This window comes from Ralstonia mojiangensis (genome assembly GCF_023955645.1).
GTDB lineage: Bacteria > Pseudomonadota > Gammaproteobacteria > Burkholderiales > Burkholderiaceae > Ralstonia > Ralstonia mojiangensis.
This window is the reverse complement of sequence record NZ_JAMXHU010000001.1, coordinates 978751-1001782: the sequence shown is the minus strand read 5'-3', so window position 1 is coordinate 1001782 and position 23032 is coordinate 978751. Positions and strand designations below refer to the sequence as shown.

Genomic DNA, 23032 nt, shown 5'->3' with positions numbered 1-23032 from the left:
CTAAAAATTGCCCCAGATAGTAAGAAACGCATCCGACCGCGTCAACCCGCGTTCACCCGGCGTCGCGCCTGCTGGATGCATCACATGTGGCCGCGGCATCGCCGCGCGCCCAGCATTCTCAACGGAAATCGTTTTTCCACTGACGCAACGCGGCGAAGACTGCCACCGGATCTTCGGCGTCGATACCGGCGTGGCGTGCCACGGCCTGCGTCACATTGACGTCATCCGATCGCATGAAGGGATTGGTCGCGCGCTCATGGCCAACGGTAGTGGGTACAGTCGAGCGGCCCTCGGCCCGCAACGCCGTTACCTCGTCCTCCCAGGCGGCCAAGTCGGCGTTGCCAGGTTCGACTGCACGCGCAAAGCGCACATTCGATGCAGTGTATTCATGCGCGCAGTAAACACGCGTATCGGGAGCCAGCGCCGCCAGCTTGGCCAGCGACGCGCGCATCTGCGCAGGCGTGCCCTCAAAAAGCCGGCCGCAACCGGTGGCGAAGAGTGTATCGCCACAAAACAGGCTCGCCGATGCGGCATTACCCTGAAGGTGCCCCACATAGGCGACGTGGCCGCTGGTATGACCCGGCACATCGATCACCCGAAATGTGGCGGCCGGCTGCAAAAGCGTGACGACATCGTCTTCACGCACCGCCTGCGTGCGGCACGGGATCGCTTCACCTGCTGGGCCGATGACCTGCAGTGGCGCACCTTCGGGATTCTCCGGATACGCAGCCAGCAGTTCGCGCACCCCGCCGACGTGATCGCCATGATGATGTGTGATTACAATGGCACCGAGCGCGAGCCCGCGTTCCTTCAGGAAGCGCAGCACCGGTTGCGCGTCGCCCGGGTCGACGACAGCAGCCACACGGCCATCGTGTAGTGCCCAAATATAATTGTCGGTAAACGCAGCGATCGCCTCCACCTCAAGCGCTACACCACGCGGCACACCACCCTGGACCATGTCCGACTCCTCTAACGATCGTCGCATTATAGATTGGCACCACTGGCTCGCTTCGCCGCCCGGGCAATATGTCCTGCGCTGGGAACAGGCGCAGTTCGATCGCACGGTGGCCGACATGTTCGGCTATCACGCGCTGCAGCTCGGCCACCCTGGTTTTGGGGCACTGCGCGAGAACCGCATCCCGCTGATCGCGCGTGTGGTGGATGACATTGACCCGACAGCCCCCACTGAAACGCTCGACCCGATGGATGGCGACCCCGCCGAATCCGCCGATGCGGCCGAGGCAGAGCCCGACGCCAGCACACCCCAGCGCCAGGCCACACCGCGCGTCATCTGCCGCTATGACGAACTGCCCTTCGCTTCGCAGAGCATCGACCTCGTCGCGCTGCCCCACGTGCTGGAATTCACGGATGACCCGCACGAGGTGCTGCGCGAAGTGGCGCGCGTGCTGATGCCCGAGGGGCGCCTCGTCATCACCGGCTTCAACCCGCTGAGCCTGTGGGGCATGCGACAGGGTATGCGGCGGCTGGGCACGGAATCGTTTCTGCCGGCCCAGAGCCAGATGATTGCGTTCACCCGCCTGAAAGACTGGCTCAAGCTGCTTGGATTTGATATCGTGCGCGGCCGTTTCGGCTGCTACTGCCCGCCCAATCGTTCAGACAAATGGCTGCAGCGCACGGCCTTCATGGAAAAGGCCGGCGACCGCTGGTGGCCGATCTTCGGCGCGGTCTATATGCTGCAGGCCGTCAAGCGCGTGCGCACCATGCGTCTGGTCGGCCCGGCATGGAAGACACGCAAATCGCCGGCGCTGGTGCCGGCCGGTACGCCGGTCGCAACACCTTCGGGCTCGCATTCGACCAAGGCGCCATCGGTCACGGCGCGAGACGGCAAATCGGGCGCCTGAGCGCTGCCGTTCCACTCACACGTCACCCACGTTTCTCAATGCAGGAAGTCACCGTTTATTCCGATGGCGCGTGCAAGGGTAACCCCGGCCTCGGCGGCTGGGGCACCGTGCTCGTCTCGGGCAGCCACGAAAAAGAACTCTTTGGCGGCGAAACGCTGACCACCAATAACCGCATGGAGCTGATGGCCGTGATCGAGGCGTTTCGCGCGCTGAAGCGGCCATGCCGGGTGCAGGTGTACACCGATTCGCAATACGTGCAGAAGGGCATCAGCGAATGGTTGGCCGGCTGGAAAGCCCGCGGCTGGAAGACGGCCGACAAGAAACCCGTCAAGAACGACGACCTCTGGCGCACGCTCGACGAACTCGTCACCGGCCACGAGGTGAGCTGGCATTGGGTCAAGGGCCATGCCGGCCACCCCGGCAACGAGCGCGCCGATGCGCTGGCCAACAAGGGCGTCGAGATGGCGCGCCAGGCGAAAGCCTGACGCGGCCGGGCGCACGCTCACTTGCCCGCGCAACGCTGCGTGGGGATCTGCGGCGCATTTGCGGCGGTGGACGTGACGTATTGCGGCTTGCCGTCCTGCGCATAAACCAGCCGCAGCGGGCCGCGCTTGGAAAGACCATCGTCGATATCGGCCTGCAACAGACCGGTCTGCGCCCATAAATCACCGCCGATGCTGCGCTTCTGCATCATGACGGGGCGATTGGCACCCTGCTCCCAGTTGGCCTGGCGCTCGGGCACGTAGCGATTGGGCAGCGTGCCGTAGGCGTAAAGCTGATTCAGCGTGTCAGCCAAGTAGCGCTCGGCTTGATCGTTGAACGTCGGTAGATCCTGGTTTCCGAGTTCGCTGCGGATGCGCTGCGCCTCCGCCACGCACGTTGGCGCGGCGTTGTCGGCCGCGCGGGCGTAGGACATGCCGATCGCCACGGCTGCGGCGGCAAGCCAGGTCAGCACGCGATACAGGCGGCGCGGACGGGTGGTGGGAATCACGGACATCGGTTCGGTATGCATGCGAGCTTCTCCGGTGAAGTAACGTGGTGGTGAATCAGGACAGGAACAACTTGCGTTCGGCCTGACGACGCTTCGTCAGCCCCTTGAGCGGCTTGCCGCCGGCCTTGTCCCACAGCAGGAACTGGTTGGCCGCGCCGGCGTAATCACCGGCGTTGAGCTTGCGCAGCAGCGTTGACGAGCGCAGCCGCCCTGCCCCCAGGTTGAAGACGAACGACGCCAGCGCGTCGAACTGACCCTGCGTGATCGACACGCGCACGGCCTTCGCAATGCCTTGTTCGGTGTCGGCAAGGTCTTTGCGCAGCAGCGCTTCGGCCTGCTGCTGCGAGATCGGCCCCTTGAAGGTCTCGCCGGGACGAATCAGGTGGCCATAGCCGATCGTCGGCTTGCCAACCGCATCCAGATACGTCGACAGACGCAGTCCTTCCGACTCCTTGATCAGCGCGAGGCCTCGCTCGCCGGTGGTGCGCGGGTTGTGCTCAGTGCTCATCACTCTTCTCCTGGGGCGTCCTGGTGGTGTCGCGGCCATCGGAGCCGCCGGCATTCGGCTGCACGGGCCTTGGCACTAGCCGATTCGTGTATTCGTCAATCAGCCGCATCACCGCTTCTGGCGGCTGCAGCGCCGCGAACTTCATCTCGATGTCGATGTGCTCGCTGTCGCGGCCCGTATCCCGTTTGGAATGCGGCGCAAGCGAGACGTAGAACCGGCCAACGCCGCCGGCGGCCGCACCGTGTAAAGGCAGGGCCTCGGCGATGTCGCTGCGCACGGTCATGTTCACCGTCATTTCATCGAGCGCGATGCCGCGCGGCATCGCCAACGAGACCAGCGGCAGTGCCAGCCGGTGCTGACTGTCGAGTGCAAGTTCAACCTCGCGGGCGACCAGCGTGCCGCTGTCGTCGGCATCGAAAAACTGATCGAGCAGCGCGGTGTATTGCTGCGCAAGCATCTGATTGGCGGAGGCTGCGGCGTGCTGCATGCCGCGCGTGATGTCGTCGAGCGTCAGGCCATTCAAGCCCGGGTGACCGTGGCTGTTGCTGCCACCACCGGTCCCACCGCTCGGCGGCGGCGAACTTGGCGGCGGCGCAGGCGCATCGGACGCAGTCTCTGGAAACGGCGCGGTATCGGAAGGCCCAGCGGACTGCGCTGACACAGGTGGCGCTGGTGGCGCGCTGGCGGGCGGCGCAGGTGGTGTGGCGGGCGCTGACGACGCACGGTCATCATCACGCCCGCGGCGGCTGAAGAGATTGAACATGGTGTCGGGTCGGTCGGATCGATCAGATCAATAGGCGGCGCGCGGCAGGCGCGCACCGATCAGGACACCGGCCGTGGGGAGGCCGGCCGGCGTCCGTCGCCGTGGCGACTTACGGATTTGCCGGGGCCGGGGCCGGCGCGTTGCCGCCAGCCGGCACCTTTTCGCCGACCATCGTGCCGTCGGTCGGCGTGGCCGGCAGCGGCTTGACGTCGTTCTCCTTGCCCTTGACGACCACCGGCTTGGTTGCCGCGTCAGTCAAGAACTCCATCACGCGCATCAGCGCTTCTGGCGGGTTCTGACGCTTGACCTGGGTGTGGAAGGAGTACTTGGCACGCGTGTCGGTACTGCGGGTCTGCTCCGACTTATGCGACGCGCGGCCCGACACCGACACGCTGAACGGGCCCCAGCCGAGCTTGGCCTGGAACGACCCTTCCGCCTCAGTGCTGGACGACGATTTCTCCGACTGCGAAATCTCCAGCTCGAAGTCGATCGTGCCTTCCTCGATGGCGATCACCGGATGCACGACCGCGCACAGCAGAGGAATGCGCATCGTCTTCTGGATCGTGCCTTGCGACACGCCCTTCTCGTCGACGATGGTTTCGTCGTAGTCAAATTGCACCGCAACGGCTTTGCCGTTCTGAATACACACCTGCAGCAGAAAATCCGCATAGGATTTTGCCGCTGAGGTTTGCGCTGCGATCATGGCCTGCAGCGGCGCAGAGATCATCTTGTCGATCGGCAGCGCATTGATAACCGACCCGATAAGTCCGTTGTCCATTTAAAACTCCTCACATTGAATTATTTGGACGCACAGGTTTGTGTGCCCGAATCCAAAGTAAGAGTTTTTCCTACGGGGTTCGATGCCTCGAAAGTCCCAGCCAAGGCCACGGAACAGCGGCCCAGAACGTATCGACAGGCGGCCCGTGACTTTCGGCACTGAACTTCCGTTTCAATGCACCCGGATCGATCCCGCCCTACAAAATAATCGGTTTCGCCGAAAATAATTAACTGAAGTACGAGGGGTCGATGAATATTCTGGTAATCGATAGCTTGCCGCTTTTTGCGGCAGGTGTGTCCAATGTATTGAATGCACTCGACGCGCAGGGTGTGTTTATCGATACACATTACGTTGAGCAAATCGGACCGGCTTGCAGGCAAGCCGAACCCAGCGCCGTTGTGATGGAATGGAGCGCACAGGACGACGACGCACGGCAGCGCCTGTCGGAGTTGAAAGCGGTGTTGCCGGAAGTGCCCGTGCTGCTGACGGTGCAAGCGGTCGGCCGGCACGTGGTGGGCGATGCGCTGCGCTTTGGCGCGGCCGGCGTGGTCGACCGGCAAGCCACGGCCGACGTTCTGCTCGAAGCCCTGCTGCGCATTACCTCAGGCGCGGTCTACTTGCCGCCCATCAGTAATCTGTTTCCGGACGATCCGCGCCAAAGCTCAGGAGAAAGCCCAGCCGAACTCTGGCGCCGACTCACGCCGCGGCAACATGAGGTGCTGCAACTGCTTGCAGAGGGCAAATCCAACAAGCAGATTTGCCGCGTGCTCAACGTAGCTGAAGGCACTATCAAAAACCATCTGTACGCGCTGTTCCGGCAAATTGGCGTCAACAACCGGACCGAGGCCGCGCTCTGGCTCTCGCGCTGCAAGGCCAGCCTCGTCCGCCTGCAGATGTGTGCGATGTAGCGCCGCGACACGCACCTGCCCGTGGCCTCCCCTGCCTTTTTCGGACGTCACGGGCCCCAGGGTTCACCGCTGGGTGAAAACACTGAGCCGACCACATTGCATTCACGCAATCGCGCCATACACTGATTGGAAGGCGGCGCACGGTGCATCGCCGTTTTTTCATGGAGGCCGCCCATGGAAACCATTGAATTCCACGCCAGCCCGCCACGCTATTGCGCTGCGGACCTCACGCTCACCTGCACGGCAAGCGTCGACGGCGTCCCGGCCCGTTATGCGGTGACGGCAGAAGCGCTCGAAGAACATTTCGGCGCCCGCTCATGGCGGCAGGAGGACCTGCTGCAAGCCATGGAAAGCCACCGCGGCACCATTGAAGATATGGCGCGTTCGCTGTTCAAGCTGACGGATTCGCACAACATCGTGCTGCGTAGCGGTCATTTCCGCTTCGGCATGTAGCGAAGCAACGGGCAGCATGGCCGACATCCGCACCAGCAGTGGGCAAAAAGAAGGCCAGCGCGAAGCTGGCCTTGTGGAAACGAATGTGGGCTAGTCAGGCTTGCACTCGTGCTTCATCTCGCGTCGCCCGTCTTCATAGACCACCTCCAGCCGGCACGTAAAGCCCCATAGGCGTACGACGTGCCGCAGCATCTCTTCGTAGTTCGGCCCAAGCGGGCGTCGGCTGCTCTGTAAATGTCGCAGCGTCAATGAGCGGTCCCCACCCACATCAACGTTGGTCACCTGGATGTTGGGCTCAATGTTGGAGAGGTCGTACTGCCCTGCCAACAACTCGCGGATCTTGCGATAGCCATCGTCGTCGTGGATGGCGGTGACGCGCAACTTGGCGTCGCGATCGTCATCGAGCACAGAGAACAGCTTCAACTCACGGATCACGCGCGGCGAGAGGAATTGCAACAGGAAGCTCTCGTCCTTGAAGTTGCGCATGGCGAAATCGAGTGTCTTCTGCCAATCGCTGCCGGCAATCTCGGGCGCCCAGCGGTAATCCTCTTCTTCTGGCGATTCGCAAATGCGCCGGATGTCCTGGAACATCAGAAAGCCGAGCGTGTAGGGGTTCAGGCCGCTGTAGTACGGGCTATTGAATGGCGGCTGATAGATCACGTTGGTATGCGCCTGGAGCAGCTCGAGCATGAAGGCGTCGTTGACGAGTTTCTCGTCGTACAGCTTGTGCAGGATGGTGTAGTGCCAGAAGGTTGCCCAGCCTTCGTTCATCACCTTGGTCTGGCGTTGCGGATAAAAGTACTGCGCGATCTTACGCACGATGCGCACGATTTCTCGTTGCCACGGCTGCAACTTGGGGGCGTTCTTCTCGATGAAGTACAGCAGGTTCTCTTCCGGCTCGGGCGGAAACTGCGGATCAGGTTCCGGCACGTCGTCTGCGGTTGCCAGCGCACGTGCCCGGTGCGTGGGCAGCGTACGCCACAGGTCGTTCACCTGTGCTTCAAGGTATTTCTCGCGCTCAGCCTGGCGAGCCTGCTCTTCGTTGATCGACAGCTTCTTCGGCCGTCGATATCGATCGACGCCGTAGTTCTGCAACGCGTGGCAGGAGTCGAGCAGCAGTTCCACCTCCTGCTCGCCGTAGCGCTGCTCGCATTCGGCCACGTAGTTCTTGGCGAAGAGCAGGTAGTCGACGATGGCGTCCGCGTTCGTCCACGTGCGGAAGAGGTAGTTTCCCTTGAAGAAGGAGTTGTGGCCGTAGCAGGCATGCGCGATGGTCAGCGCCTGCATCGGCATCGTGTTCTCCTCCATCAGATAAGCGATGCAGGGGTTCGAGTTGATGACGATCTCGTACGCCAACCCCATGAGGCCGCGCTGGTAGCCGCGCTCTGATGCGAGGAAGTGCTTGCCGTATGACCAATGGTTGTAGCCCAGTGGCAGGCCGGACGACGCATAGGCATCCAGCATCTGCTCGGCGGTGATGATCTCGATCTGGTTCGGATAGGTGTCCAGGCCGAAATCTGCGGCAATCTGGGCGATGCTTTGGTCGTAGCGCCTGATCAGCTCGAAGGTCCATTCCGAGCCCGTAGATAGGTAGGCCATGCTCGTTCCCGTTGGTCCATCACACAGGGTCACAGGTGGCGTGCTCGCCATGGCACACGCTGCCACTGCGCGGCGGCAGTGCCCAGCTGGCCGCAACTCCTGCTGCCCGATCAGCGATCAGGCGGCGCGCTTCTGAAACAGCTCGTGCAACACCGGATAGATTTCGTCCGCTTTGAGAATGCGCTGCATCGCGAAGTTCTCGTGCCCAGCCTTCAACGTAAGATACTCCTCCCACAGGTTCTGCGGCTCCGTGGAGACCACCTCAACATAGGCGTAATACTGCGTCAGCGGCAGGATCGACTCGCGCAGGATCTTGGCGCACAGCTCCGAGTCCCCAGCCCAGTTGTCGCCATCCGAAGCCTGCGCGCAATAGATGTTCCATTGGCTTGGCGAATAGCGCTCCTGAATCACTTCCGCCATCAATTTGAGTGCGCTCGACACCACTGTGCCGCCAGATTCACGTGAGTGAAAAAAATCCTCCTCATCGACTTCCTTGGCCACGGTGTGGTGGCGAATGAAGACGACGTCGATGCGTTCGTAGTTCCGCTTCAGGAACAGATAAAGCAGCATGAAGAAACGCTTGGCCAAGTCCTTGCGCGATTCGTCCATCGAGCCGGATACGTCCATCACGCAGAACATCACCGCCTGCGCCTGCGGGCGCTTGCGCAGCACGCGGTTGTTGTAGCGCAGGTCGAGCTTTTCGATGAACGGCACCCGATCCAGGCAAGAGCGCAGATGCCGCATCTCCTTTAGCAACTCTTGCGCGCGCACGCTGTAAGGGCCGTCGTTTTCCAGCTCCTCGTTGTACTCGCCTTCCAGCTCATGCAGACGGCGCTGATACGGGCTGGACAATGCAATGCGGCGGCCGAGCGAGCTGCGCATCGTCCGCAGAATCGACAAGTTGGAGGGCGTGCCGTCAAGCGAGAAGCCCGCGCGCACCTTGCGCACCTCCGCGATCTTGGCCAGGCTGCGCTTGGCAAGATCGGGCAACGCCATGTCTTCGAAAAAGAAGTTGAGGAAGTCCTCGCGCGAGAGCGTAAAGATGAAATCGTCTTCGCCCTCGCCTGAGTCGCTGGCTTGCGAACCGGAGCCGCCGCTGCCCTGCTGCGGCCGGTCGAAGCTGTCGCCGCGAATGAACTCTTTGTTGCCCGGGTGAACGCCTTCCCGGCGCCCGCCCGAGCCGTGGTGGAACATGGGCTCGGAGATGTCCTTGACGGGAATGGACACCTGCCCGCTCTGCTCGATGTCCATGATCTTGCGACCGGTCACCGCCTTGGCCACCGCACGGCGGATCTGGTCTCGGTAACGCTTGATGAAGCGTTGCTTGTTGACGGTGCTTTTGCCGCCACCGTTCTCCCGCCGATCAATGATCGTGCCCATGTGACTGCCCTCGATTGGAAGTTCGCTGGGTGTCCTAGCCCTCTCCTTACCTCCTTAAGATGACTTTCTGACGCGCAGATACCACTCCACCAGCAAGCGCACCTGCTTCTGGGTATAGCCCTTCTCCACCATGCGGTTGACGAAGTTCTCGTGCTTCTCCTTGTCGTCATGCGACGACTTGGCATTGAACGAGATCACAGGCAGCAGATCCTCTGTGGTCGAGAACATCCGCTTCTCGATCACCGCGCGCAGCTTCTCGTAGCTGGTCCAGACGGGGTTCTTGCCTCCGTTCTTGGCCCGCGCCCGCAGCACGAAATTGACGATCTCGTTGCGGAAATCCTTCGGGTTGGAAATGCCCGCCGGTTTTTCCACCTTCTCCAACTCATCGTTCAATGCGCTGCGATCGAGAATCTCGCCTGTGTTCGGATCGCGATATTCCTGATCCTGAATCCAGAGGTCGGCAAACACCACGTAGCGGTCGAAGATGTTCTGCCCGTACTCCGAATAGGACTCCAGATACGACGTCTGAATCTCCTTGCCGATGAACTCCACGTACGGCGACGTGAGGTATTCCTTGATATAGGACATCAGCTTGGATTCCGTCTCCGGCGGGAACTGCTCGCGCTCGATCTGCTGCTCGAGCACATACAGTAAGTGCACCGGATTGGCCGCCACCTCCGTCCCGTCGAAGTTGAACACCTTCGAGAGCACCTTGAAGGCAAAGCGCGTCGACAAGCCGGTCATGCCCTCGTCGATGCCGGCAAAGTCGCGGTACTCCTGATACGACTTTGCCTTCGGGTCGACATCCTTCAGGCTCTCGCCGTCGTACACGCGCATCTTCGAGAAGATGTTGGAATTCTCGGGCTCCTTGATGCGTGTGAGCACCGCGAACTGCGCCATCATTTTCAGCGTGTTCGGCGCGCACGGCGCCGCCGCCAGCGAGCTGTTGCGCAGCAGCTTGTCGTAGATCTTCACCTCGTCCGACACGCGCAGGCAATACGGCACCTTGACGATGTAAATGCGATCAAGGAACGCCTCGTTGTTGCGATCGGACTTGAAGCTCTGCCACTCCGCCTCGTTCGAGTGCGCCAGGATGACGCCATCAAACGGGATCGCGCCAAAGCCCTCCGTGCCCTTGTAATTGCCTTCCTGCGTGGCCGTCAACAGCGGGTGCAACACCTTGATCGGCGCCTTGAACATCTCGACGAACTCGAGCAAGCCCCGATTGGCCAGGCACAGCCCGCCCGAATACGAATACGCATCGGGATCGTCTTGCGGATAGTCCTCCAGCTTGCGGATGTCGACCTTGCCCACCAGAGACGAAATGTCCTGATTGTTTTCGTCGCCCGGCTCCGTCTTGGAAATCGCAATCTGCGACAGCACCGACGGATGCAGCTTCACCACGCGGAAACGCGTGATGTCGCCATTGAACTCATGCAGCCGCTTGACCGCCCAAGGCGAGGCAATCGTGTTCAGATAGCGCCTCGGGATGCCGTAGTCTTCCTCCAGAATCTTGCCGTCTTCGTCGGGCGAGAACAGCCCGAGCGGGGACTCGTGAATGGGCGAGCCCTTGAGCGCGTAGATGGGAATCTGCTCCATCAGCGCCTTCAACTTCTCGGCAAGCGAGGATTTGCCGCCGCCCGGAGGCCCGAGCAGGTAAAGAATCTGTTTGCGTTCCTCAAGGCCCTGCGCGGCATGTTTGAAGAAGGAAACGATCTGTTCGATCGTGTCTTCCATGCCATAGAACTCCCGGAAAGCCGGGTAGATCTTGATGACCTTGTTGAAGAACAATCGTGACAGCCGAGGATCGTGGTGAGTGTCCACCAGCTCAGGCTGACCAATCGCGGTGAGCATGCGCTCCGCGGCAGTCGCGTAGGCGGTCGAGTCTTTTTTGCAGATATCCAGATACTCCTGGATGCTGTACTCGTCCTCTTTGCGAGCTTCAAAACGCGTTGCGTAGTGGCGGAAAATATCCATATCTCCCCCGTAGATTTCTTCCCTACTCCACACCAACAAGCGAGAGCCAGGCTAGTTCTTGCGTGCGTTGCTGATTCCACTGTAGACGAATCACCGATGATCACAAGAACGGTTGAGAGCCTGGAACGGTGCACAACCGTCGCAATTGCGTTAGCGCTCGACAGCATCAAGTGCTAAACGGACCTTGCACGATGCATCAACACGCATGCACCACGACGATCGGCTACCCCGAGCACAGCAGAAAGCGTACCCATGCCACCTGCCCGCGCTCGCAGGTTGGTACGTAACCGATCTGTGCGAGTTCCCGCGCGCACGCTGAATCCAGGAGGGGGATATCCCTGCGTTTTCGTGTCTCGCCAACTGTGGTAACGCACGTGGCGCTTACCAGCAGACCTACGCTTGTAGCGGCAGCTTTTCTTTTTGGCGCGCAACACAGCATTGTGCAAAGCATGGGGCAAAACGAACTTTGTCGCCCCGACGCGCGCCCACTGCCCGTGGCCGAAAGACCGAAACGGATCGACCAAAGGTGTCTCTTTTTTGCGCCAAGGGAGGTTTGTGCCGGGCGCGACGGTGAATCGCGCCGGAAAAGCCCGCACGGAGAACGCGGACAAAAGAAAAAGGCCCTCGGCATTTGCCTGAGGGCCTTTTAAGCGATTTCTCGCTCGTTTGGTGGTACAGCTACCAAACAGTTGCCGCAAAACCACAATACACAGCCATCTCTAATTTTTTTATCGGAACGTTGCCCCCAAAGTTGCCCCCAGACTGAGCCTGCTACCCCAGTTGCCTACCGACCCCGATAGACGAGATTCTGGCAAAGCGCTCAAGGCACAGTGGCGACCAACGTGACCACCCAAGACTTTGAGACCTCGTCGGCTGCCCGCGCTGGTGAGCATCTGCTAATCCCGCGCACGCGCCATGTGCTAGATCAGGTCGACCGGTAGATCGCTCATCTCGAGCGTCGCCCCCTCAGATTAGCAACGGCGGACTTGGGGCGAACGAGCTGCGACGCTCAAGGCCCGGGTAAATCGATCCATGCCGACCGGATTAGATGTGATGCCAGCTACGCCTGCAAGGTTCGGTGCGGCAAGGTGGGCCATGCTAGGATGCGCCGCCAATAAGGGGAGGGAGAATTGAGCCGCTGGCTGGTCACATACGTACTGCTCGTCGTCGCGGTGATGTTCATCGCGACAGCGCAAACATCGAGCACCATCTGTTGAAATTGGCACCAGCGGTTACCTATACGAATATGCTCAGATCGATCCAAGTTCTTCGTGCCGTTGCCGCCTGGCTAGTCGTGGGACACCATGTCATGGCGCTGTATTTCGCTCCTGATGAAGTAAGCAACCCGATCGGAAAATTCTTCGCCCAGTACGGCGCACTGGGCGTTGACCTATTTTTCGTCGTCAGTGGGCTTGTCATCTACATGTCGAGCTCCGCACGCGACGTCTCCCCCCTGCAGTTCGCGTACCGTCGAGCCATTCGGGTGGTGCCGGCTTACTGGCTTTTCACCGCCATCGCAGCGATCTTGCTGCTGATTGATCCAGCGTTTCTTCCGGCGACGCAATTCACTCCTGAGTTGCTCGTAAAGAGCCTACTGTTCCTGCCGATGCAGAACCCCTCTGGAAGCGGCCCGTTTCCTCTGCTCACCGTGGGGTGGACCCTGAATTGCGAGATGTTTTTCTACTGCCTTTTCGCCATCTCGCTTTTCCTACCTGGAAAAGCTAGGCTGCCAGCGCTTCTGACGGCGCTGTGGCTTGCCCAAATGAGCGCACAGAGGTCGCAGACTATCCTCGTTTTTTACTCGAACCCGTTCCTGTTCGACTTTGTCATCGGCGTCATGGTTGGGCTCGCGTTCGAGCAACGATGGCCCCAACGCCTACCCCACACAATGGCCGCGGTGCTTATCGCATGTTCACTCTGGCTGCTCAAGGCATCCCATGGCGATCACGATCCCCTCACCGCTGGACTAGGTTGCGGCGCCGTCGCCATTGTATTCCTGCGCTACAACCATTGGTTCGACAAACTTTCGCTGCTGTCTACGCTCGGAGACTGGTCGTACTCGACATATCTGTGCCATATTCTCATTCTCGGTGTCGGCTTATATGCTCATACCCATTGGCATGTCCGTCTCCGCGTCATTCTTCCCCTGGCGCTGGTGCTTATCGCGGTGGCATCGAAGATCAGTCACTCGTTGATCGAAGTTAAGACCAAGGAATGGTTGCTTCAGGTCAGACGACGCCGCTCGGGAAAATTTGCTCCGCTCCGCGGTACCGAAGCGAACACCCCATTGGAGTAAGCCTCCCCGAGATCCACTCGCTGCCCAGTAAGGTGCTGGGCGGCAAGATCGCGTCGACGCCGCTGACGCTGGCCATCAGGGCCAAACGGCATTGAGATGAGCCCGATAATAGCTAGGGTGGCGAGACTCAAACTCAGGGTGTAGGTGGGTACAACGTGCACTCACACTTGATCGTCCCTGGACGATCCATGGCTTCGACAGACCTGAGAGTCTCCTCAACTCTTTGCTGGTAAGTATCTTTGGTTTCCGCAAGAGTTGTTAGTAGTGCAATATTTAGAACTGTTGCGCCAGTCGTTGTAGCTGTTTGAGTACCGTGAAGCGAGTCATTACGCCACTCAGATAGCACTCGGAAGCCATTTTGCCTTCCAGATACTTTTTCAATATGACTCTTAATTATCAAGAGCCCATTTTTTTGTTTCCTCCGGCTTTTTAACTTTATTAAGATACAAAGTCAGCAAATCGAATATGCTACTGCACTCCCTTGGAAATCCATTACCATCCACCCCCGGAGAATATGCACATCCGTTAACACGAAATTTACACTTTACCCCCCCATCCATCTCAACATATTGGTGACAAGCCCTCTTCAAAAGAGCCTCCAAGAGTGGAAAGGATAGGTGGCACAAGATCTCTGTGGATTGCCCCAACAACTGCCGCTGGTGAATATTTAGACTAGACTCCAGAGGATGCATGACATGCCGACCTGACAACATTGCATGCAATGCGGTGAGATACAGTTCAAATAAATTCAGATCTTTATGCGCCGGGATTATAGGGTTGATATTGTAATTAAATATCACCTGCCCGCACCAAGCCCACAAATACTTGTGATCATTGCTCACTGCTATGTTTAGCCGTGGAAGCAGTAGTGTTCGAGTGGTTCCAGAAAGAGCAGCGCAGATGGCCCCGAAAGATAGATCCGGGTAATTTACCCCGTTACTCATAAGTCTATATTTTTCGCTGTCCTCATTAAATTCTATTGAACCATCCTGCCGCAAGATAGACCCAACGAATTTATCACAAAGAGAATTTATTTCTTTAGCAGAGTGCGTCATGCAGCCTCCATAGCCGTACATCGATCTTCCGCGCCACCGAATCGGCTCACCCCTTGCGGGTTATCTTATCCAGCTCAATTTCTTGCGCCCCATTTATCAAAGCTGATCTTCACGCATCCCCAAGCGGATCGACGATGGCTCGGGCGATTGACCGCTTATGGGGTTGGTTTTGCATCTACAGAAAAGACTGCGCCCGCCGGCCGGAAGCACCGCTGCCTAGCTAGACGGCAGGAAGTGGTTACGAAGAAAAAGCAATCCTCATAGGGATGCGCCGCTTCAGTTCGCCGGCGATGGTCGCCACGTTGTCCAGCGCCTTCAGATCAGACATCCATGTGTGCCAGCTTGATGGAGATCCTGCGACTTTCGCAGCCCGCATCACGGAAGTCTGACGGTGCTCTCTGATGTTCACAGCGAAGGACCGCAGGTGTTTTTCGCAGACACCAGCCAGCACGTCAGCGTGCTAAAGCGCCACGCAGGTCGCCCGAGGGGTCGCGCTCTGCTCGCCCAGTGGCGACGGCATACCGGAAGATTTGCCCGCAGGTTTGCAGCACGCGGTGCGCGGTATCGAGAGCACCGCGAGATTCGACGCGGCGGGCTACGCCCAACAACTCAGGAGCTTTCACTTCGGCGATCGGTCGGCCGCCGAGCCAGGGAAACACGTCGTTCTCCAGGCGGGCCAGCACCTTCTTGGCGTTGGCCCAGCCTGGCGCGTACTTGCGTGCCATTCGCGTGCAACAGCCTCGAAGCTGTTTGCCGCTCGCTCGACTGCTGCGACCTTCTGGACCCGGCGCTCCACCGATGGATCGATGCCGTCGGCCAGCATCTGCTTGGCCTCCTCGCGCCTGTCCCGCGCCTCCTTCAAACCCACTTCTGGGTAGACGCCAAGGGAGAGCCGCTTTTCCTTACCGGCGAAGCGGTATTTCAACCGCCACCACTTGCCTCCGGCTGGCGAGACCTCGATGTACAGGCCGCCGCCATCAAACAGCCGTATGGGCTTGTCTGCTGGCTTGGCATTTCGGATTACGGTATCGGTTAGCGGCATGTGGGCACCCTCCGGAAACGGGGGCGACTGCTGTTGCCCCCACCGATCTTTGAGTTGCCCCCAAAGTTGCCCCCACTTGCCCCCGGCTGTCAATGGTGAAGCATTGGCAACGTTGGGCAACAAAAAACCCGCGAAGCCTTTGCTATCGCGGGTTTCTTGGCATTGCTGGGCAATGCTTGCTGCTAAATTGGTGGGTGGTACAGGGATTGAACCTGTGACCCCTGCCGTGTGAAGGCAGTGCTCTACCGCTGAGCTAACCACCCGAATGCGGTGAAAACGAGATTATGGCGAAAAGGCGCAGCCGTGTAAATACCCTGGCCGCACATTTTTTTGATCAGGCAGCCGGCGGCGCAGATTCCACAGCTTCGCGCGTCCAGACGGTCTTGTCGCCGCTGGCCTTGTCGATTTCCTTGAGCACGCCGGCATGCGCTTCGGCCTCGGCTTCGGTTGCCAGCAGCACCGGCAGTTGCAGCGCGCTCAGATCGACAGCGACGGCTTCGGCCGACGCGCCTTCGCCAGACTCCAGCATGTCGATCACCAGCGTGTTCTGGCCGCGCGTCATGGCCAGGTAGACCTCAGCCAGCAGTTCCGCATCCAGCAATGCACCGTGCAGCGTACGGTGCGCGTTGCTCACGCCCAGACGGTCGCATAGCGCGTCCAGGGAGTTGCGCTTGCCCGGGAACATCTGGCGCGCTTCGCGCAGCGTGTCGATATGGCCCGACAGATGCTCACGGAAGGCCGGCAAGCCCAGGCGCTGGAATTCCATGTCCAGAAAGCCCAAGTCGAACGCGGCGTTGTGGATGATCGCCTCGGCGCCCTGCACGTAGTCGCGGATCTCGTTGACGATCTCGGCGAACTTCGGTTTGTCGGCCACGAACTCGTTGGTGATGCCGTGCACGGCCATCGCGCCGGCGTCGATCTCACGCTCGGGGTTGATGTAGAAATGCAGGTTGCGGCCGGTCAGGCGGCGGTTGACCATTTCCACGCAGCCGATTTCGATCACGCGGTCGCCGGTGGCGGCATTCAGGCCGGTGGTTTCGGTATCGAGAATGATCTGTCGCATCGCGCGCTCCCCTACTCTGACTGGATTACTTGAAGACGACGGTCTTGTGGCCGTTGAGCAGAATGCGGTGTTCCGCATGCCATTTCACCGCGCGGGCCAGCGCCACGCATTCCACGTCGCGGCCGACTGCGGTGAGCTGCTCCGGGTCCATGCTGTGATCGACGCGCTCGATTTCCTGTTCGATGATCGGGCCTTCGTCCAAGTCGGCCGTGACGTAGTGGGCCGTTGCGCCGATCAGCTTCACACCGCGCTCATGCGCCTGGTAATACGGCTTGGCGCCCTTGAAGCTTGGCAGGAACGAGTGGTGGATGTTGATGGCGCGGCCTTCCAGCTTGCGGCACAGGCCGTCGGAAAGAATCTGCATATAACGCGCAAGCACGACCAGATCGATCTGCTGCTCCTGCGCGATCTCCCAGATGCGGGCTTCCTGCTGGGCCTTCTGCGCGTCCGTCGCCTGCAGCAACGGCAGGTGCATGAACGGCACGTCGTACGACGCAGCCAGTTGGTAGAAATCGCGGTGATTCGAGACGATGGCCGCAATCTCGATCGGCAGTTGGCCGGCGCGGGCACGGAACAGCAGGTCGTTCAGGCAATGGCCGATCTTCGAAACCAGAATCATCACGCGCGGCTTGATTGCGGCGTCGAACATGCCCCACTGCATGGAGAAACGGTCGCCGATAGGCGCGAAGCGGTCACGCAGCATGGCGAGGTCCAGCGGCTGGCCCTGCGGAACAAAATGCACGCGCATGAAGAAACGGCCCGTGAATTCGTCGCCAAACTGGTCCGAATCGAGAATGTTGCAGCCCTGCTCGAAAAGCAGGCCCGACACGGCGTGGACGATGCCCGGTTGGTCCGGGCACGACAGGGTAAGAATGAAACCGGAGTGACTCATGAAGCGTTTTATGTATTGTTGCCGGACGCAAACCGCTACGGCGCCCGGGGCAAACTCAGGCGCGCCAGGGCGTCGAGGGTAACGAGCGTGGCATCGACCGTCATCGCGAAGTCCGCCATGATATCAAGCGCCGCGTCGGGGCTGGCGCGCAAATGACCGGCGACCTCCCCGTCCTGATTGGCGGGGATGAAGCTGTCCGGCAGCGTCAGGTCGAAGGCGAACAGCGTTTCGCACTGGATGCCCTCGGGCACTTCGCGCAGCACATCCAGCGTGCCGCACGGCACCAGTTGCGCTGCCAGATCGGCGCCGATGCCCGCCTCTTCCCAGCATTCCTTCTCCAGCGCGCCGCGTGCATCGAAGCCATGGCCGATGCCGCCGGCGACGAGGTTGTCCCACATGCCGGGGTCGATCGGCTTGGTCTGGGCGCGACGGGCCAGCCAGAGCGCCGGCTCGGCACCCTCACCGCCGTCGATCAGGCCGTTCATGTGAGCGGCATAGGTGCGGATGCCGAAGAAACGCGCGGCGGCGCGCTCGATCAGCGCCAGCGCGGGCGTGCCCCAGCCGGTGTTGACGGCGAAACGCTCGTCGCGCCAGCCGCGCACGTGGCCGTCTTCCGCCAGGCGCATGATGACTTCGGCCAGCGCCGCGGTGCGCTCGGCCTCGCTGGCGAGCGTCTGCCGCAAATCGACCCGCTGCGCCGATACATCGAACCACTGCGGCCAGCGCGCAAGCAGTGGCGCGCGCTCGCGGCTCAGCCAGCCGACACGTTGTCCGGCAACAATCCACGGGATCAGCGCATCAACGTCGAACGCCAGCCGGGCGGCCAGGCCGTCCCGAATGCGCTGCATACGCTGGTCGGTCATATCAGCGCCCCACCACATCGGACGTGCATTGTGCTTTCCGTGCAGCACGGGTCGCGCGATAATGCGCCGTTAATACAAGCCGTCATCAGACTGGAGAAACAAGGATGGATGAAATCGACGAGCTGTCGGATCTGCCGACCCCGCGCTTTATCTGGGGCTTCGCCATTGCCGTCACACCGTCCGGCGAAGTGTCGCACGATGAATTCGAATATCTGACGCACACCCGCACACCGCGCTTCACCTGCCGCGTGGTCGAACTCGAAGACGCACCGGCCGAGCCGGAAGACGAAGGCGACATCGACGGCCGCATCGTCCACTTCGACAACCCCAAGCGGATGTTCTACATCACCGACTTGGGCCTGGCGTTGATGAACTTCACGCTGTTCGACAAGGTAGACAACAAGTCCAAGCTAAAGGACGCCTGCGACCAAGCCATCGCCGACTGGCTCACCCGCCGCGAATTCCTCGACTCCGAACCGGACGACGACGAAGATTGATCGCCTGATCGCCTAGCCCTGACCGGCGGCGCTGCCATCTTCGGCAAAGCGCAGGTCGGTCAGGCGCACATCGGCGTAGGAACGCCCGGCATCCAGCAGGGCCGAAACCTGCGCCTTCACCCGCTCTTTCTGAGCGCGCAGCGCACGCGGCGGCACGGTCGAATCCTGACCGGTGTGGTGCAGATACAGCATCTTGTAGGTGAGTTGACTCACCATCCACTGCCGCAGCACGCGGCGCCGGCCGGCATGGTCGGCTTCCAATCCATCGATCTGCCCAAGCAACGAGGAAAACGCTCGCGCCAGGCTTGCCGGCTCCGTTGCCCCGCCAGCAATGCAACGTTCGGCCAGGGCGCGCGCTTCTGCCGGGGACATGGTGTCGTCCGTTTCAATGAAGCGATCTGTCGCCGGGTCCGGGCGCGGTGGCGCAGGCCGGCTTGCCAGTCGAGCAGACACCCCAGATAGCGCTTCCTGGGCACGGCGGATGGACGCTTCCAGCGCTTCCGCACTGCTCGGCACGATGCCAATGGTGGTCGGCATGTCGCTCGATTCTTCGTCGCGTTTATTGACGCCCATCGCTCCCTCCGGTGATCGCCCTCGGCCATGGTGCCTGGCAGGCGAAGCGGAATTGTAGAACGCGACGCACATTTCGCGACAAATCAACGCAGATGTTCTTTATTGCCAAGGCAGCGCAAACGGTAACGTGGCATCACAAAACCACGTTGCACTGTTGGCAGCGACCCACGCGGCGCGGCCTCGCCACGGGTAAAATGCCGGTTTGCGCTGCCAGCGCATGCACTCAATTGCTGACCGCCACCGTGCGGCAAGGAAACCGCCTTGATCAAGTGGATTATCGTGGCCCTCTATTTGGGCTCCATTCTGTACGTGCACTTTCGCGGCAAGGTGCGCCTGAAATTCTGGCGCCAGATGTTTGATCACTCGGCCGTGGTCGCGCCGGTCAACTGCTTCATGTACGCGTTTTCGGGCGTGCCGCAGACGCCGTATGTGCCGGTCGAGCGTTTTCCGGATCTGGAAAAGCTGCAGGCCGCGTGGCCGCAGATTCGCGACGAAGGTCTCGCGCTTATCAACCTGCGCAAAATCAAGGCTGCCGAGAAGAACGACGACGCCGGTTTCAACTCGTTCTTCAAGAATGGCTGGAAACGCTTCTACCTCAAGTGGTATGAGGCACATCACCCCTCAGCCGAACAGCTCTGCCCGCAGACCGTCGCGCTGCTGCGCGACCTGCCCAGCGTGAAGGCGGCGATGTTTGCCGAGCTGCCGCCGGGCGGCAAGCTGAATCCGCACCGTGATCCGTTTGCCGGCTCGCTGCGCTATCACCTTGGCCTGTCCACTCCCAACGACGACCGCTGCTTCATCGAAGTCGACGGCGAGCGCCACAGCTGGCGTGACGGCCAGGGCGTCGTCTTTGACGAAACGTATCTGCACTGGGCAGAAAACGCCTCTGACAAGGATCGGCTGATTCTTTTCTGCGATATCGAACGCCCGATGAAATTCGGCTGGGCGCAGCGCATCAACAAATGGCTGGGCCGCAAGGTCATGACCGCCGCCAGCTCCCCCAACGATGACGGCGACCAGACCGGCGGCATCAACAAGCTGTTCCGCTATGTGTGGGTAATGGGCCAGTACCGCCGCCGCTTCAAGGCGTGGAACCGCAAGGTCTATTACGTGGTGAAATTCGGCCTGATCATTGGCGTGGCAGCGTTGATCATCTGGATCTGAGCGCAGCCCTTCCCTCCTCTTCCTTTGCACAAAGAACCGGCCTGACGCGCCGGTTTTTTGTTGCGCGTGAAAAAGCTACCTGCATTGCAGTCGGCTTGCGTTTTTACAAAGCAGTGAAGCAAAAGCGCCACATGGGGCACAAATCTCGCCTAATGTCAGGAATTGAGCGCTCCGGCGCTTATGCGATATGGCGGGCACGCCGCTTGCTCCACCTTGGTCGACACCCTTGCTCCGTGCATGGGACCGAGTCAGAGCCGGGATGCGCGTGTGCCTGCGTCCCTCGTCAACAACAAAGACAGTGAGATCAATCGCCATGAAAAAGAACCTCATCAGCCGCCAGACCATCGTCACCCGCGCCGCCGCGCTTGCTGCTGTCGCACTGCTCGGTACCCAGATCGCGGCCTGTACCACGACCAGCCCCAATGCTCAGGGCTCGGACGTAATGTCGTCCACCAACAAGCACGCCACCACCAACTCGCAGGCTGATTCAGTCCTGTCGCGCCTGTACACCACCGCCAACGGCTCGCGTGAGCTGGTTGGGCGCGCCAAAGGCGTGCTCGTGTTCCCGTCAGTGCTGAACGCCGGCTTTGTGGTGGGCGGCCAATACGGCGAAGGCGTGCTGCGCACCGGCGGTGGCCGTCCGCTGGGCTACTACAACATCGCCTCCGCGTCCGTGGGCTTCCAGGCTGGCGCGCAGTCGCGTGCGCTCATCATCCTGTTCATGACGGACGAAGCGCTGCAGAAATTCCAGAACAGCCAAGGTTGGACGGCCGGCGTGGATGCCACCGTGGCACTGGCAAAGATCGGTGCGAACGGCGCGGTCGATACCAACACCGCACAGCAACCGATCATCGGCTTCAACCTGACCAACGCGGGCCTGATGGCCGGCGCGTCGATCGAAGGCACGAAGATCACGAAGCAGAACAATTGATCAGCGCTTCGTTTTCCAGCCATACCGCCGTCTCGTACGGCGGTTTTTTTTTGCACGGAACCAGCATGAAGCGTTGCGGCAATGTTGCAGCCCTAGGGAAATCCGGAGGGAGCGGCGCCGGGCTTCTCGGCTAGCATCGTCCGGCCGATGTTGCAGTGCGCGCTGCCGTATCGGTATACGACAAAACAATCACCCAGAAAAAAGGGGGAGACATGACAGGTCGCAACGCTGCCTTGCGCGGTGCCATTGCATGCGCGGGGCTGTGTGGGTTGTTGCTGGCGTCTGGTCAGACGATGGCCGAACCGGGCATCACCGACACCAAGATCGTCATCGGCCAAACGGCGGGCTTCACCGGCCCCGCCGGCGAGCAGGTCAAGGAGATGACGCAGGGCGCCAAGCTCTACTTGGATGCCGTGAACCGCGCGGGCGGCGTGAATGGACGCAAGATCGAGTTGATTTCGGAAGACGACGGCTTTGATGCGGCCGCTTCCAAGAAACACGCGCACACGCTGCTGGCAGACAAGCAGGTTTTCGCCCTCTTCCTGCCACGCGGCACGCCGAATACCGAAGCGATCATGACCGAGGCACGACCTGTGGGCGCGCCAGTTGTGGCGCCGTCCACCGGTGCTTCAACGTTCTTCGATCAGCCTGACCCGCTGCTTTTCGTCGTGCGCGCGAAATACCAGGCAGAGATTGCCGAGCTGGTGCATTACTTCGACACGCTGGGCTTGCGCCGTCTGGCGCTCGTCAACGTGAACGACACCTTCGGCAAAGACACCGAGATCGGTTTCAGCAACGCCACGAAAAAGCTGCCGCCCGACGCGCACAGCATCTACACCGTCGACCGCCTGAAACCAGACATCGCCAAGGCGACGGCAGATGTCGGCAAGTTCGCGCCTCAAGCGGTGATCCTGGCCTGCCCGGGCACGACGGCGCGCGCCATGATCGAGGCGCTCAACAAGCAAGGCACGGTGACGCAGATTGCGGCGCTGTCCAACAACGCCGGTCTGGCGTTTGCGAAATCGCTCGGGGCGCTGGGGCGCGGTGTGGTGGTCTCGCAGGTGATGCCGTCGCCAGTGCGTTCAACTTCGTTGCTGGGCCGGGAGCTGGCATCCAGCGCGAAATCTGCCGGCGTGGCGCCGTCGTACGCCATGATGGAAGGCTATGCTGCCGCGCGTGTGCTGGTCGAAGGGCTCAAGCGCGCGGGCAAGTCGCCAACGCGGGCCAGCTTTGTCTCGGGGCTCGAAGCCGCCGGCACGATCGACCTGGGCGGTTTGGAAGTCCGCTACGGCCCAAACCTGCGCAAGGGATCGAATTATGTCGAGCTGACGGTGATCGGGCCAAACGGCACCTTCGTCAAATAAAGGCGGATGCGCGCCGCGTACAATCTGCCCCGGCAGTGGTTGCACCGCGGGAAATAGCGGTTGCCAGCGCAAA

Annotated in this window: 22 protein-coding genes, 1 tRNA gene and 1 pseudogene; 9 read left to right on the top strand and 15 right to left on the bottom strand. The window is 60.7% G+C overall.

Translation table 11 applies throughout. The features are described from left to right. Window positions 1-118: 118 nt before the first annotated feature. Window positions 119-958: a hydroxyacylglutathione hydrolase gene (gene gloB, locus NG898_RS04775; protein ID WP_252691288.1), complete on the bottom strand. Its 840-nt coding sequence runs from the start codon at window positions 956-958 to the stop codon at window positions 119-121. On the opposite strand from gloB, the gene NG898_RS04770 reads away from it, so the two are divergent. Further along, entirely contained in the window at window positions 957-1862 is a 906-nt protein-coding gene (locus NG898_RS04770) for a class I SAM-dependent methyltransferase (RefSeq protein ID WP_252691287.1), read from the top strand. The two genes, gloB and NG898_RS04770, sit on opposite strands and share 2 nt — an antisense overlap. A 38-nt stretch (window positions 1863-1900) precedes the next feature. Beyond that, window positions 1901-2347: a ribonuclease HI gene (gene rnhA / locus NG898_RS04765; RefSeq protein WP_092969873.1), complete on the top strand. Its 447-nt coding sequence runs from the start codon at window positions 1901-1903 to the stop codon at window positions 2345-2347. Between the two features lie 17 nt (window positions 2348-2364). Here the strand turns inward: rnhA and NG898_RS04760 are convergent, their stop codons facing one another. From NG898_RS04760 to NG898_RS04745, 4 genes are all read right to left on the bottom strand, one after another. Continuing rightward, complete coding sequence (locus NG898_RS04760; RefSeq protein ID WP_252691286.1) at window positions 2365-2874, bottom strand: hypothetical protein; 510 nt, start codon at window positions 2872-2874, stop codon at window positions 2365-2367. Between the two features lie 34 nt (window positions 2875-2908). Continuing rightward, on the bottom strand, window positions 2909-3361 hold the full coding sequence (locus NG898_RS04755) for a lysozyme (RefSeq protein WP_252691285.1): 453 nt from the start codon (window positions 3359-3361) through the stop codon (window positions 2909-2911). Next, complete coding sequence (locus NG898_RS04750) at window positions 3351-3884, bottom strand: DUF2589 domain-containing protein (RefSeq protein ID WP_289812978.1); 534 nt, start codon at window positions 3882-3884, stop codon at window positions 3351-3353. The genes NG898_RS04755 and NG898_RS04750 overlap by 11 nt, the downstream gene beginning before the upstream one ends. Before the next feature lie 349 nt (window positions 3885-4233). Further along, window positions 4234-4902: a DUF2589 domain-containing protein gene (locus tag NG898_RS04745; protein WP_199027417.1), complete on the bottom strand. Its 669-nt coding sequence runs from the start codon at window positions 4900-4902 to the stop codon at window positions 4234-4236. A 248-nt stretch (window positions 4903-5150) separates the two neighbouring features. Here NG898_RS04745 and NG898_RS04740 point away from each other — a divergent pair, with 248 nt between their 5' ends. Together NG898_RS04740 and NG898_RS04735 are read left to right on the top strand one after the other, a co-directional pair. Beyond that, window positions 5151-5810: a response regulator transcription factor gene (locus NG898_RS04740; RefSeq protein WP_092969863.1), complete on the top strand. Its 660-nt coding sequence runs from the start codon at window positions 5151-5153 to the stop codon at window positions 5808-5810. Between the two features lie 174 nt (window positions 5811-5984). Further along, window positions 5985-6263: a DUF1488 family protein gene (locus NG898_RS04735; protein ID WP_092969861.1), complete on the top strand. Its 279-nt coding sequence runs from the start codon at window positions 5985-5987 to the stop codon at window positions 6261-6263. 90 nt (window positions 6264-6353) lie between these two features. Here NG898_RS04735 and NG898_RS04730 read toward each other — a convergent pair whose 3' ends face one another. From NG898_RS04730 to NG898_RS04720, 3 genes are all read right to left on the bottom strand, one after another. After that, window positions 6354-7862, bottom strand: coding sequence for a SpoVR family protein (locus NG898_RS04730; protein WP_252691283.1), 1509 nt, complete (start codon window positions 7860-7862; stop codon window positions 6354-6356). 117 nt (window positions 7863-7979) lie between these two features. Then, window positions 7980-9242 carry a YeaH/YhbH family protein gene (locus tag NG898_RS04725; protein WP_252691282.1) on the bottom strand — a complete coding sequence of 421 codons (1263 nt, stop codon included), beginning with the start codon at window positions 9240-9242 and terminating at the stop codon, window positions 7980-7982. 54 nt (window positions 9243-9296) lie between these two features. Beyond that, the gene (locus tag NG898_RS04720; RefSeq protein WP_252691281.1) at window positions 9297-11219 is read right to left on the bottom strand and encodes a PrkA family serine protein kinase; all 1923 of its coding nucleotides are present in this window, start codon (window positions 11217-11219) and stop codon (window positions 9297-9299) included. A 1246-nt stretch (window positions 11220-12465) separates the two neighbouring features. Here NG898_RS04720 and NG898_RS04715 point away from each other — a divergent pair. After that, window positions 12466-13515, top strand: coding sequence for an acyltransferase family protein (locus tag NG898_RS04715; RefSeq protein WP_289812977.1), 1050 nt, complete (start codon window positions 12466-12468; stop codon window positions 13513-13515). Between the two features lie 389 nt (window positions 13516-13904). Here the strand turns inward: NG898_RS04715 and NG898_RS04710 are convergent, their stop codons facing one another. The 6 genes and pseudogenes from NG898_RS04710 to NG898_RS04685 all read right to left on the bottom strand — a co-directional run bounded on the left by NG898_RS04710 (window position 13905) and on the right by NG898_RS04685 (window position 18430). Further along, entirely contained in the window at window positions 13905-14570 is a 666-nt protein-coding gene (locus NG898_RS04710) for a hypothetical protein (protein WP_252691279.1), read from the bottom strand. A 461-nt stretch (window positions 14571-15031) separates the two neighbouring features. After that, window positions 15032-15612, bottom strand: a pseudogene (locus tag NG898_RS04705) (tyrosine-type recombinase/integrase); the annotation flags it as partial. 188 nt (window positions 15613-15800) lie between these two features. Next, a tRNA-Val gene (locus tag NG898_RS04700) sits at window positions 15801-15875 on the bottom strand. Window positions 15876-15946: 71 nt separating this feature from the next. Continuing rightward, on the bottom strand, window positions 15947-16675 hold the full coding sequence (gene dnaQ, locus NG898_RS04695; protein WP_252691278.1) for a DNA polymerase III subunit epsilon: 729 nt from the start codon (window positions 16673-16675) through the stop codon (window positions 15947-15949). Between the two features lie 25 nt (window positions 16676-16700). Next, complete coding sequence (purU, locus tag NG898_RS04690) at window positions 16701-17567, bottom strand: formyltetrahydrofolate deformylase (RefSeq protein WP_252691277.1); 867 nt, start codon at window positions 17565-17567, stop codon at window positions 16701-16703. 35 nt (window positions 17568-17602) lie between these two features. Then, the gene (locus tag NG898_RS04685; protein WP_252691276.1) at window positions 17603-18430 is read right to left on the bottom strand and encodes an NUDIX hydrolase; all 828 of its coding nucleotides are present in this window, start codon (window positions 18428-18430) and stop codon (window positions 17603-17605) included. A gap of 104 nt (window positions 18431-18534) precedes the next feature. On the opposite strand from NG898_RS04685, the gene NG898_RS04680 reads away from it, so the two are divergent. Further along, window positions 18535-18927 carry a hypothetical protein gene (locus NG898_RS04680; protein WP_024975412.1) on the top strand — a complete coding sequence of 131 codons (393 nt, stop codon included), beginning with the start codon at window positions 18535-18537 and terminating at the stop codon, window positions 18925-18927. Between the two features lie 12 nt (window positions 18928-18939). On the opposite strand, the gene NG898_RS04675 is transcribed toward NG898_RS04680, so the two are convergent. Next, entirely contained in the window at window positions 18940-19500 is a 561-nt protein-coding gene (locus NG898_RS04675) for a hypothetical protein (RefSeq protein ID WP_252691275.1), read from the bottom strand. A gap of 261 nt (window positions 19501-19761) precedes the next feature. On the opposite strand from NG898_RS04675, the gene lpxO reads away from it, so the two are divergent. From lpxO to NG898_RS04660, 3 genes are all read left to right on the top strand, one after another. After that, the gene (gene lpxO, locus NG898_RS04670; protein WP_232040357.1) at window positions 19762-20664 is read left to right on the top strand and encodes a lipid A hydroxylase LpxO; all 903 of its coding nucleotides are present in this window, start codon (window positions 19762-19764) and stop codon (window positions 20662-20664) included. A gap of 313 nt (window positions 20665-20977) precedes the next feature. Then, complete coding sequence (locus tag NG898_RS04665) at window positions 20978-21595, top strand: BPSL1445 family SYLF domain-containing lipoprotein (protein WP_252691274.1); 618 nt, start codon at window positions 20978-20980, stop codon at window positions 21593-21595. 212 nt (window positions 21596-21807) lie between these two features. Further along, window positions 21808-22959: an ABC transporter substrate-binding protein gene (locus NG898_RS04660; protein ID WP_252691273.1), complete on the top strand. Its 1152-nt coding sequence runs from the start codon at window positions 21808-21810 to the stop codon at window positions 22957-22959. The last annotated feature ends 73 nt before the right edge of the window (window positions 22960-23032 follow it).